Origin of the sequence: Streptomyces sp. A012304, assembly GCF_026008495.1 — a bacterium.
Classification (GTDB): domain Bacteria; phylum Actinomycetota; class Actinomycetes; order Streptomycetales; family Streptomycetaceae; genus Streptomyces.
Genome location: NZ_BQUN01000057.1, coordinates 21,567 through 33,509 on the forward strand (window position 1 = coordinate 21,567; position 11,943 = coordinate 33,509).

At 71.5% G+C, this 11,943-nt stretch carries 7 protein-coding genes; 2 read left to right on the top strand and 5 right to left on the bottom strand.

Going from position 1 to position 11,943, the window contains the following annotated elements; genetic code table 11:
- Positions 1-59 precede the first annotated feature (59 nt).
- The gene (lpdA, locus tag ALMP_RS12455; protein ID WP_264927056.1) at positions 60-1,472 is read right to left on the bottom strand and encodes a dihydrolipoyl dehydrogenase; all 1,413 of its coding nucleotides are present in this window, start codon (positions 1,470-1,472) and stop codon (positions 60-62) included.
- Positions 1,473-1,599: 127 nt separating this feature from the next.
- Here lpdA and ALMP_RS12460 point away from each other — a divergent pair, with 127 nt between their 5' ends.
- Positions 1,600-1,929: a DUF6980 family protein gene (locus tag ALMP_RS12460; RefSeq protein WP_264927057.1), complete on the top strand. Its 330-nt coding sequence runs from the start codon at positions 1,600-1,602 to the stop codon at positions 1,927-1,929.
- A 27-nt stretch (positions 1,930-1,956) separates the two neighbouring features.
- Here the strand turns inward: ALMP_RS12460 and ALMP_RS12465 are convergent, their stop codons facing one another.
- From ALMP_RS12465 to ALMP_RS12475, 3 genes are all read right to left on the bottom strand, one after another.
- The gene (locus tag ALMP_RS12465) at positions 1,957-5,862 is read right to left on the bottom strand and encodes a glycoside hydrolase family 2 TIM barrel-domain containing protein (protein ID WP_264927059.1); all 3,906 of its coding nucleotides are present in this window, start codon (positions 5,860-5,862) and stop codon (positions 1,957-1,959) included.
- A gap of 170 nt (positions 5,863-6,032) precedes the next feature.
- Entirely contained in the window at positions 6,033-10,082 is a 4,050-nt protein-coding gene (locus ALMP_RS12470) for a molybdopterin-dependent oxidoreductase (protein WP_375803477.1), read from the bottom strand.
- Between the two features lie 253 nt (positions 10,083-10,335).
- Entirely contained in the window at positions 10,336-10,473 is a 138-nt protein-coding gene (locus ALMP_RS12475; protein WP_264927062.1) for a hypothetical protein, read from the bottom strand.
- A 177-nt stretch (positions 10,474-10,650) separates the two neighbouring features.
- Between ALMP_RS12475 and ALMP_RS12480 the strand changes: the two genes are divergently transcribed.
- On the top strand, positions 10,651-11,277 hold the full coding sequence (locus ALMP_RS12480) for an NAD(P)-dependent oxidoreductase (RefSeq protein WP_264927064.1): 627 nt from the start codon (positions 10,651-10,653) through the stop codon (positions 11,275-11,277).
- Positions 11,278-11,398: 121 nt separating this feature from the next.
- Here ALMP_RS12480 and ALMP_RS12485 read toward each other — a convergent pair whose 3' ends face one another.
- Entirely contained in the window at positions 11,399-11,908 is a 510-nt protein-coding gene (locus ALMP_RS12485; RefSeq protein ID WP_264927066.1) for an O-acetyl-ADP-ribose deacetylase, read from the bottom strand.
- Positions 11,909-11,943: the final 35 nt, after the last annotated feature.

Below are 11,943 nucleotides of genomic sequence, written 5' to 3' on the forward strand. Positions count from 1 at the left end.
GACGGCGAGCGCGGCGGGCCGTTCGGGTGAACGGCCCGCCGCAGGTCCGCCCGCGCGTCTCACATGTTGATCATGTGGCCGGCCAGGCCGTGCACGGCCTCCTTGACGGCCTCGCCCAGCGTCGGGTGGGCGTGGACGTTGCGGGCGACCTCGTGGACGGTGAGGTCCCACTGCTGGGCCAGGGTCAGTTCGGGCAGCAGTTCGGTGACGTCCGGGCCGATCAGGTGGCCGCCGATCAGCTCGCCGTACTTCGCGTCGCTGATGAGCTTCACGAAGCCGGTGGTGTCGCCCAGGCCGTGCGACTTGCCGTTGGCGGTGAAGGGGAACTTCGCGACCTTCACGTCGTGGCCGAGGTCGCGGGCCTGGGCCTCGGTGTAGCCGAAGCTGGCGATCTGGGGCTGGCAGTAGGTGGCGCGCGGGATCATCGCGTAGTCCAGCTCCATGGTCTCCGCGTCCGCGATCGTCTCGGCGGCGATCACGCCCATCGCCTCGGCGGCGTGCGCGAGCATCAGCTTCGCCGTCACGTCGCCGATGGCGTAGATGTGCGGGACGGAGGTGCGGCAGCGGCCGTCGACGTCGATGGCGCCGCGCTCGGTGACCCGCACGCCCGTGTTCTCCAGGCCGTAGCCGGTGACGTTCGGGGCGAAGCCGATGGCCTGGAGGACCTTGTCGGCCTCCAGCACCCGCTGCGCGCCGTCCTTGCCGGTGACGGTGACGCGGACCTGCGGGCCCGACTCGTCGATCGCGTCGACGCGGGTGGAGGTGAGCACGTCGATGCCCAGCTTGCGGTACTGGCGGGCGAGCTCGGCGGAGACCTCGGCGTCCTCCAGCGGGGCGACCCGGTCGAGGAACTCGACGATGGTGACCTTCACGCCGTAGTTGTGCAGCACGTAGGCGAACTCGATGCCGATGGCGCCGGCGCCCGCGATGATCATCGACTGCGGAAGGTCCTCGGCGAGGATCTGCTCCTCGTACGTCACCACGCGGGAGGTGCGCTTGGTGCCGGGCAGCAGCTTGGGGGTGGCGCCGGTGGCGATGACGCAGTGGTCGAAGCCGATGGTGCGGGTGTTGCCGTCGTAGTCGGCGACCTGAAGGGTGTGGGCGTCGAGGAAGGTGCCGCGGCCGTCGAACTCGGTGATCTTGTTCTTCTTCATCAGGTAGTGGACGCCCTTGACCCGGCCGTCGGCGACCTTGCGGCTGCGGCGGTAGGCCTCGCCGTAGTCGAAGGAGACCTGTCCGTCGACCTTGATGCCGAAGGTCTTCGCCTCGTGGGTGAAGATGTGGGCGAGCTCCGCGTTGCGCAGCAGCGCCTTGGTCGGGATGCAGCCCACGTTGAGGCAGACGCCGCCCCAGTACTTCTCCTCGACGACGGCGACGCGTTTGCCCAGCTGGGCGGCGCGTACCGCGGCGACATAGCCGCCGGGGCCGGCGCCGAGGACCACGACGTCGAAGCGTTCGTCCTGCTCGACCATGGGGTTTTCCTTTTCCGTGGAGTGCCTGAACGTGCGTGAACGCGGATGCTGCGGAGTACGGGTCGTGCTGGAGGTACCAGCAAATAATGCGCCTCCGATTCTTCCGTGCGCCGGGCAGAATGAGCGAATGATCGAACACTGTTGCGCGGAGATGACCCGCCAACTGGAGCTGCGGTGCCCCGCGCACACCGATGCCTTCGCCTGCCCGGACGCGGTCGTCGGTTTCGACGCCCGGTTCCAGGAGTACGGCCTGATCGTCCACGACGGCGGCATGTCGTCCGTCGGCATCGTCTTCTGTCCCTGGTGCGGCACGCGGCTGCCCGAGTCGCGGCGGGACGGGTGGTTCGACGCGCTGGAGGCGCGGGGCGTCGACCCGTGGGAGGACGAGATCCCGGCGGAGTTCCAGGACGGCGGCTGGCTGCGGCACGAGCCGGGGGACACGGTCGGCCCTCGCTGACCGTGTCCCCCGGAGTGACAGGGTCCGTCACTCCCCTGCCGTCGGCCGGCGCGAGGCGGCCATCGCCCGCCTCACATCGGTCAGCGGGCGCAGCCGGTAGGTGTAGGCGTAGTCCCGGTCGGCGAACAGCTTGTACTCGTCGTGGGTGTGCGCGCCCCAGCTGTTGTCGCCGCCCACCCCCATCTGACGGTGGTTCAGCCGCAGGACGACCTCCTTGCGCGGGGTGAGCTGGTAGTCGTGGCGGACGCCGGCCGAGAGGTCCTCGGGCGTGAAGTGGGAGGCGTTGACCTCCAGCAGCGGTTCACCGGTGGCGAGCAGGCCGACGCCGTCGCGGTCGGTGAGGGCGACCCAGCGCACGTCGGTCTTGTTGCCGTTCTCCTGCGGGCGCAGATAGGGGGTCCACTGCCCGGTGACAGTGCCGGAGTACAGGCCCACGTCGGTGGCGTTGTTGCGGTCCCAGTGGTTCTCCTCGGGGCCGCGGCCGTAGTAGTGGATGTGTTCCAGACGGGCGGGCAGGAACAGGATGCTCCCGACCTCCGGGATGTACGGCAGGCTCGCGGAGCCCGGGTGCAGGGTGTGGTCGACCTTGATCTCGGCGTTCCCGAACACCGTGTAGGTGGTGGTGTACGTCGACCGCGCGGTCGTCGGGAGGGTGCCGGTGACCTTGATCTCGACGGCCCGGTCGCGCAGGGCGCGCACACCGACGCCGGTGACGGTGCGGTGGGCGCCGGCGTCGCGCCAGGTCTGGTTGCGGGTGTGGTGGCCGTTTCCCCGGTCGTTGTCGGTGGGCGCGCGCCAGAAGTTCGGGGCCGGCCCGGAGGAGATCAGCTGGACGCCGCCGGCCCGGTAGGAGGTGATGACGCCGGTCCGCTTGTCGACGGTGACCGAGAAGCCCCTGCCGGTGACGGTGACCGCCGTGTCGCCGTCCTCGTGGCGGAGCGCGGGGACGGCGGCCAGCGGTGTCGGCGTGACGGCGGGGCCGCCCGCGTCGACGGCGAGTTGCTGCTTGGCCACCTCGAAGCCGGCCTTCGCCCACTTCGTGGACTCCCGCGTGGTGAAGGACAGCCGCAGGAAGTACTCCGCGCCCGGCGCCGGGTCGTCAGGCAGTTCGAAGGGCACGGTGACGTCCTTGCTCGACAGCGGCGCCACGTCCAGCTGGGCGCGGCTCAGCTTCCCGCGCCGCACCACCTTCCCGTCGCCGACGAGCTCCCACCGGCCGTCGAACTCACGGAGGTTGGTGAAGAGGTACTCGTTGGTGAGGGTGACCGCCGCTCCGGGCGTCAGTGCGTCACCCGAGGCCGGTGCCACGCCCACGGCCTGGTAGATCTGCTTGACCTCGGCGGACTTGCCGGTGGGGCCGCGGTCGGCGGTCACGATGCCGTCCCCGCAGAAGGCCCCGTCGTTGGGGTTGTCGCCCCAGTCGCCGCCGTAGGCGTGGAACGTCTTCGCGCGGGGCCGCTTCTCGGTGACGTCGACGGTCGCGGCGTCGAACCAGAACCGTACGCCGTCGTCGCCGGGGCCCCGGCTGTCGGAGGCCAGCTCTGCGGCGCTCAGCGCGCGGGCGTACACGCGGGCCCGGCGGATGGTGCCGCTGAACTCCCGGGTGGGGTTGTCGACGTCGGTGGCCAGGGCCAGGGACGCGGTGTTGTCGGTGGGGCGCCGGGTGGTGGTGCGGGTGGCCCGCACCGAGCCGTCGACGTGGAGGGTCAGGGTGCCCGTGCCGGCGTCGAAGACGCCCGCGACGTGGTGCTCACGGCCGGTCCAGTCGTCGGGGAGGGCCCAGCTCGCGGTGATCCACTGGCCGCCGCCGTGGATGAAGAACTCCAGCGTCCGGTCCGTCTGCTTCAGGGCGTACTGCGTGTCGCCCTTGGCGAGGATCGGCTGGTGGTATCCGGTGACGTGCGGGGTGATCCAGGCTTCCAGAGTGAGGGACCCGGTGAGGTCCAGGCGCGGGTCGCGGGCGAAGACGGTGCCGCCGCGGACGCCCTTCTCCCGGGAGAAGGAGCCGGCGGGTGCCATGATCTCGCCGCGCAGTGCCGCGGGCCCGGCCTCGGTGAACAGGGTGCGCGCCGGAGTGGGCCAGGCGAGGGCCTGGTCGGCGAAGTCCCAGATCCAGCCGCCCTGGAGCACGGGATAGCGGCGGACGATGTCCCAGTACTTCTTGAAGTTGCCGTTGGAGTTCCCCATGCCGTGGGAGTACTCGATCATCACGTAGGGCCGGGTGTCGGCCGTGTCCTTCGCCCGTGCCTCGACGCGGGAGGGGCTGTCGTACATCTCGGAGCGGATGTCGCTGATGCCCGGGCGGTCGTCGCCCTCGTACTGGATGACGCGGGTGGCGTCGTAGGAGCGGATCCAGTCGTACATGGCGTTGAAGGTGCTGCCGCCGCCCGCCTCGTTGCCGAGCGACCAGATGACGACGGAGGCGTGGTTCTTGTCGCGGTGGACCATGTTCTGGGCGCGGGCCACGGACGCCGTGGTCCACTCGGCGTGGTTGCCGGGGTACTCGCCGCGGATGCCGTGGGTCTCGAGGTTGGTCTCGTCCACGATGTACAGGCCGTACTCGTCGGCGAGTTCCAGCCACGTGGGGTTGTTGGGGTAGTGCGAGGTGCGGACGGTGTTGATGTTCAGCCGCTTGATGACGCGGATGTCCTCGACCATGTCCGCGCGGGTGAGGGCCGACCCGTGGACCGGGTGCATCTCGTGCCGGTTGGTGCCCCGGAAGGAGACCGGCTTGCCGTTGATGCGCATCAGGCCGTCCTTGAGCGCGAACTCGCGCAGCCCCACGCGGTGCGAGAGGGTCTCGACGATCCTGCCGGCGGGGTCGCGCAGCCGGAGCACGGCGGTGTAGAGGTCGGGGTGCTCGGCCGACCACAGGCGCGGCGCGGGCACGGCTCTCGCCGCCCGGACGGTCCTCTCCTCGCCGGAGCCGAGCTCGACGGCCTGCTGGAGCGGCCTGGACCACACCGGGTGTCCGCTGGGGTCGTACAGCTGGGTCTCGACGGAGTAGCGGCCGGCGCCCTTGCCGCCGTAGTCGCGGACGCTGGCGGTGACGGAGAGTCCGGCCGCCTTGTAGTCGTCGCCGAGCGGGGTGTCCAGCCGGAAGTCGCGCAGGTGCACGGCCGGGGTGGAGTACAGGTAGACCGAGCGGAAGATGCCGCTCAGCCGGATCATGTCCTGGTCCTCCAGCCAGTCGCCGTCGGAGTAGCGGTAGACCTCCACCGCGATCTGGTTGGTGCCCGGCTTGAGGTACGGGGTGATGTCGTACTCGGCAGGGTCGTAGGAGTCCTCGTGGTAGCCGACCAGCTCCCCGTTGATCCACACGTAGTGGGCCGACTTGACCCCTTCGAAGTGGAGGAAGGTCCGCCGTCCGGCCCACGCACGCGGGACGGTGAAGGTACGGCGGTACTGGCCGACGGGGTTGTAGCGGGTGGGGGCGGCCGGCGGCTGCGTCTCCTCGCCCAGGCCGTTGGGGCCCCACCACGGGTAGGTGATGTTGACGTAGATCGGGCGGTCGTAGCCGTGCAGCTGCCAGGCGGAGGGGACGGGGATGGTGTCCCAGTCGCTGTCGTCGAGGTCGGTGCGGTGGAAGTCGACGTCCCGGTCGTCGGGGCGGTCGGCGTGGGCGAACTTCCACCTGCCGTCGAGGCTGAGCCGGTACGGCGAGCGGGTGCGGTCGGCGGCCAGGGCCTGGGCGAGGTCGGCGTACGGCATGAGGGTGGTGTGGGGCGGCTCGGTGCCGAGCCGGAAGACACCGATGTGGCCGTTCCACTCCGGGGTGCCGTCCGCCGCGGCCGCCCGGTGGGCGGTGAGGGGGCCGGAGAGGGCGAGGGCGCCGAGGACGGCGGCCGACCCTTCGAGGAGACGACGGCGGCTGACGACCATCCGCGGGGGATGGTCCGGCCGGTCCATGGACGACACGTGCGGCTGCGACATGACCATGACCTTCCTCGGGGCGAACCGTGCGGCTGCACGGACGGAGGGTGCGTCAGATCTTGTCCGTTACTGTTGGGAAATCGAACATAGGTGGACCGAGGATGGCCGAATTCCGTCCGACTTCGGCGCAAGGTGACTTGACGGTGACCGCCGCGGCAGGTGACGGCCCGTCAGTAGACGTCCCGCACATACCGCTTGTCGGCGGCGAGCTGCTTGACGTACGCCGCCTCCTCCTCGCCCAGACCGCCGTGGACGACGGCGATGTCGCGCAGTGCCCGGTCGACGTCCTTGGCCATGCGGGAGGCGTCGCCGCAGACGTAGAAGTGGGCGCCGTCCCGGAGCCAGGACCACAGGTGGGAGCCGTGCTCGCGCATCCGGTCCTGGACGTAGACCTTGGCCCGCTGGTCGCGGGAGAAAGCGGTGTCCAGGCGGTCGAGGGTGCCGTCGGCCAGGAGGGCGGTCAGCTCCTGCTCGTAGTAGAAGTCGGTCGCCCGGCGCTGCTCGCCGAAGAACAGCCAGTTGCGCCCCCGGTGGCCGCGGGCCCGCCGCTCCTCCAGGAATCCGACGAACGGCGCCACGCCGGTGCCGGGGCCGACCATCACCATCGGGGTCGCCGGGTCGGCGGGCGGCCGGAAGTGCGGGGAGCGCTGCACATGGACGGGTACCTCGGTGCCCGGCCCGGCGTCCGCGAGGAACGGCGAGCACACGCCCTGCCGCGGCCGGCCGGCGAGGTTCTCGTACCGCACGACGGAGACGGTGAGCGACACCAGGTGGGGGTCGGTCAGCGGGCTGGAGGAGATGGAGTACAGGCGCGGCTGGAGCCGTCCCAGCGTGTCGGCCCACTCCTGGGCGTCGGCCCGGACGCCGAACTCGGCGGCCACGTCGACGGCCTGCCGGCCCCAGGACCACCTCGCCAGCTCGCCCTTGTTGTCGGGGCGCAGCAGCTTGCGCAGTTCGCGCGGGTCGCGGGTGCGGTCGGCGGTGAAGCGCAGCAGGGCCGGGCTGACCCGGGTGATGTCGAGATGGCGCAGCAGGGCCTCCTCGAAGGGGACCTCGCCGACGCCGTTCACCCGGACGGCGGCCTGGGCGTCGAGTCCGGTGACCGCCAGCCACTCGGTCACCAGGTCCGGGGCGTTGAGGGGGCGCACGCCCAGGGCGTCGCCGGCCTCGTAGAGCAGGGGCGTCTCGCTGTCACGGGTGTCGAAGGTGAAGCGGCGCACCTCCTTGCCCGAGCCCGGCAGGCTGAGCAGGCGGTTGCCGACGAGGCGGGCGGTGACGGGGGCGGGGCGCCGGGAGCGGGGCGCGGCGGCGGGCGGGGCGGCGGGTGCGGCCGGTGCGACGGTCGCCGCCATGGGCGGCCCACCGTGCTCGGGCGCGCCGTTCGGCTCCGCCCCCCGCGCCTCCTTGAGCGCGATGAGCACCTGGTCGAGCCAGGCCTCCGCCTGCGGTGCGTAGTCGGGTTCGCAGTCCGTGCGGGGCGCGAGCCGTACGGCGCCCAGCTCGTCCATCCGGTCGTCGAGCCGCCGTCCGTGACCGCAGAAGTCGTCGTACGAGGAGTCACCGAAGGCCAGGACGGCGTAGCGACGGCCTTCCAGGCGGCCGGCGTCGGGGGCGGTGAGGCTGTCCCAGAAGCCGGAGCCGTTGTCGGGTGCGTCGCCGTCGCCGAAGGTGCTGGTGATCAGCAGCAGGTCGGCGTCGGAGGGCAGGGCGGCGGGGTCGGCCTCGTCCATGGCGACCAGGGATGCGGTGTGGCCGCCGGCGGTGAGCCGCTCGGCGGTGGTGGCGGCGAACTCCTCGGCGTTGCCGGTCTGCGAGGCCCACAGGATCACCACCCGCCGGCCCCGTTCCCGCTGGACGGCGGTGGCGGCGCGGGAGTACATGCCGGCGAGGGTGCCGTTGACCCAGAGGGCGTGTTCGGGGCTGAAGGGGGCGTCCGGCGGCAGCACGGGGACGCCGGGGGCGCCGGCCGGGATGCCCGCGAGGAACCCGACCAGGTACTGGCGTTCGCGTTCGGTCAGGACGGGCGGCGGGGCGGGTTCCAGGCCGAAGACGGAGGCGGCGGAGGGGTGGACGGCGGTGGGGACGATCGGCTGGTTCCGTGGCAGCGGGGGGTCCACGGCCGGTGTGTGCACGCTGACCGGCGTGGTCACCTTCGTCAGTGACACCGCGCACACCTTCAGTTCGGGCTGGAAGGACAGCGGGTCGACGGCGTCGCTGGTGACGGCGTTGACGCTGAGGTACTCGCCGAAGAGGTCGTTCCAGTGGAACGGCGCGAAGCAGGAGCCGGGCAGCACCCGGTCGGTGACCACGGCCGGCAGCACGGCGCGCCCGCGCCGGGAGGCGACCTCCACCGAGTCGCCGTCGGCGATGCCGAGCCCGGCCGCGTCCTCGGGGTGCAGCTCGACGAAGGGGCGCGGGTCGAGCTTGTTGAGCTTGGCCACCTTGGCGGTCTTGGTCAGGGTGTGCCACTGGTGCTGGAGACGGCCGGTGTTCAGGACGTACGGATAGTCGTCGTCCGGCATCTCGGCGGGCGGGACGTGCGGGCGGGGGTGGAAGACGGCACGGCCGGAGGGGGTGGCGAAGGTGAGCGAGCCGTCGTCGCCGACGTACCGGATCGGGTTGCGGGCGGGGCCGTCGGGCGTGGCGGCGGGCCACTGGACGGGGGTGGCGCGCAGCCGCTCGTACGTCACTCCGCGCAGGTCGTAGCCGGTCTGCGGGTTGTGGGCGCGGGTGATCTCCGCGAAGATCTCCTCCGCGCTGTCGTAGGAGAAGCCCTCCTCGTAGCCCATCGCGCGGGCGACGGCGGCGATCAGGCGCCAGTCGGCCGTCGCCTCGCCGGGCGGGTCGGCGGCGGGCCGGGCGAGGGTCAGGTTGCGTTCGCTGTTGATGAGGACGCCCTCGCTCTCCGTCCACAGCGCGGCGGGCAGGACGACGTCGGCGTAGGCGTTGGTCTCGGTGTCGGCGAAGACGTCCTGGGTGACGACGAACTCGGCGGCCTCCAGGCCCTCGATGACGGTCCTGCGGTTGGCGACGGAGGCGACCGGGTTGGTGCAGATGATCCAGCAGGCCTTGATCTCGCCGTCGGCCATCTTGCGGAACATCTCCACGGTGCCCTTGCCGACGCCGTCGGCGCGGATCGTGCCGGGCTCAAGACCCCACAGGTCCTCGACGAAGGCGCGGTCGGCGTCGACGAGCACGGACCGCTGGCCGGGCAGTCCCGGCCCCATGTAGCCCATCTCACGGCCGCCCATGGCGTTGGGCTGGCCGGTGAGGGAGAAGGGGCCGCTGCCGGGGCGGCAGATCTTGCCGGTGGCGAGGTGCAGGTTGATCAGCGCGTTGGTGTTCCAGGTGCCGTGGGTGGACTGGTTGAGGCCCATGGTCCAGCAGCTGGTCCACTCCCCCGCCTCGCCGATCAGCCGGGCGGCCTCGCGCAGGTCGTCCTCCGGTATGCCGGTGATCCCGGCGACGGTGGCCGGCGGGTAGTCGGCGAGGAAGGCGGGCATCGCCTCCCAGCCCTCGGTGTACGCGGCGACGAAGTCGGGGTCGGTGTGCCCGTTCTCGTGCAGCAGGTGCAGCAGACCGTTGAGGAGGGCGAGGTCGGTGCCCGGCCTGACCTGGAGGAACAGGTCGGCCTTCGCGGCCGTGGCGGTGCGGCGGGGGTCGACGACGATCAGCTTGGCGCCCGCCTTCACCCGGTCCATCATCCGCAGGAAGAGGATGGGGTGGCAGTCGGCCATGTTGGAGCCGATGACGAGGAAGACGTCCGCCTTGTCGAGGTCGTCGTAGGAGCCGGGCGGCCCGTCGGCGCCGAGGGAGAGCTTGTAGCCGGTGCCGGCGCTGGCCATGCACAGCCGGGAGTTCGACTCGATCTGGTTGGTGCGCAGATAGCCCTTGGTGAGCTTGTTGGCCAGGTACTGGGCCTCCAGGCTCATCTGGCCGGAGACGTACAGGGCGACCGCGTCGGGCCCGTGCTCGTCGACGATCGCCCGCAGCCGTCGGGCGGTCTCGGCGACCGCCGCGTCCACGGGGGTGGGCCGCGGCTCCTCCCCGCGGTTCGGGCGGACCAGGGCGGTGGTCAGCCGGCCGGGCGCGGCGAGCATGTCGGCGGTGGTGGCGCCCTTGGTGCAGAGCCGGCCGAGGTTCGCGGGGTGTTCCTTGTCCCCGGACGCCTTCAGGACCGTACGGCGTCCGTCTGGGCCGCGGCCGATGTCGAGGACCATGCCGCAGCCGACACCGCAGTACGAGCAGACCGTCCGCACCTTGGTGGTGTCGACGGTCCGCGAGTCCGGTGCGGCCACAGGCGCCCCCTATCCGATCATCGGCCCGGTTTCGACCTTCCGTGACCATACGGAACGTTGATTACACGGAGGTCTCCTCGGCCGATCATGGGCGGTTAAGCGCGGCGCACAGGTGGGGGGGTGGGCGGTGTGAGCGCCGCCCCGGGAAGCGGGCCGGCCCGGTGTGCGACGCACGTCAGCGGGTGTCCGTCCCGCCGCCGGTCACGGCGATGACCTCGCCGGTGGTGACTGTCTCGGAGCTGGGCCGGCGCGGCTGCCCGGCGGTGGCCGGGGAGGCGACGAGCCGGCAGCGGCGTGAGCGTCGCTCCCGCACCCTTCCACAACCCGCTCGTGCCTGATCCGCGTGACCATCGCTTGTTAAGCGGACAGCAGTCCGGTACATTCCTCAAGGCGGACAACTGTCCGCTTATAGCCCGCGCCCCGCCCTGGACGCTCGGCGGCAACCGGGGCGTTCCCCACACCCCTCCCTCACGCAGAAGGTGCCCTCGCCATGAATCTGCTCATCCTCGGTGCGACCGGCCCCACCGGTCGCCACGTCGTCGACCTGGCCCTTCGGTCCGGCGACAGGGTCACAGCGCTGGCGCGCAGGCCGGAGGCGCTGGAGGACCTGGCGAACCAGGTCACCGTGGTCGCCGGAGACGCCACCTCGCACCACGATGTCGCCAAGGCCATGACCGGGCAGGACGTCGTCATCTCCGCCCTGGGCAGGAGCACATCCGTGCGCGCCGACGACCTGTTCACCCGCGCCGCCACGGCCGTGATCGGCGCGGCCGAGGAAGTGGGAGTGTCCCGCCTGGTCTGGCTGTCGTCGTTCGGCGTGGGTGACACCTTCCGTTCGGCGAGCGCCGTGCAGAAGGTCATGTACAGCACGTTCCTGCGGAACATCTACGCGAACAAGGCGGTCTCCGAGAAAGCGATCCGCTCCAGCGGCCTGGACTGGACGCTGGTCTACCCGACCATGCTGACCAAGGGCCCCGCCAAGGGCGGCTACCGCGTCGGCGAGCGTCTCCCGATGAAGGGCAACCCGACGATCAGCCGCGCGGACGTCGCCGACTTCATGTACAAGGCGGCCCACAGCCCCGAGTGGATCCACCGCGACGCCGTCATCACGGACTGACACACCCCCCCCGTTTCACCACCGGCGACGCCGACCATGGCCGCGCTCTCGCGCCACAACCGGTCCGCGCAGACGCCCGCACGCGGGCGCGCGACAACGGCGGACCCGAACCGTGACCTTGTCAGCGGAGCTGCGCGGCGAACGCGTCGTACGCCCGCTCGTCGAAGAGGACGAACCTGACCTCCTCGACCTTCGTCTCCGTGGCTCGCACCGTCTGCACCGCGACGCGGGCGGCGTCGTCCATCGGCCAGCCGTAGACGCCGGCGGAGACGGCGGGGAACGCGACCGTGCGGGCGCCCAACTCGTCGGCGAGGCGCAGGGACTCGCGGTAGCAGGAGGCGAGGAGGGCGGAGCGGTCCTCGGTCGTGCTGTGCACGGGGCCGACGGTGTGGATCACCCAGCGGGCGTCGAGATCGCCCGCGGTCGTGGCGACCGCCTGGCCGGTGGCCAGGCCCTTGCCGTAGTGGGAGGCGCGGAGCCTGCGGCAGTCCTCGAGGATCGCGGGGCCGCCCCGGCGGTGGATGGCGCCGTCGACGCCTCCGCCGCCGAGGAGGGAGGAGTTCGCCGCGTTGACGATGGCGTCGACGGTCTGCCGGGTGATGTCGCCCTGGACGAGGGTGATGGTGGTCATGCGGCTCTCTATACCAGTGGACACACGCTCGGCGG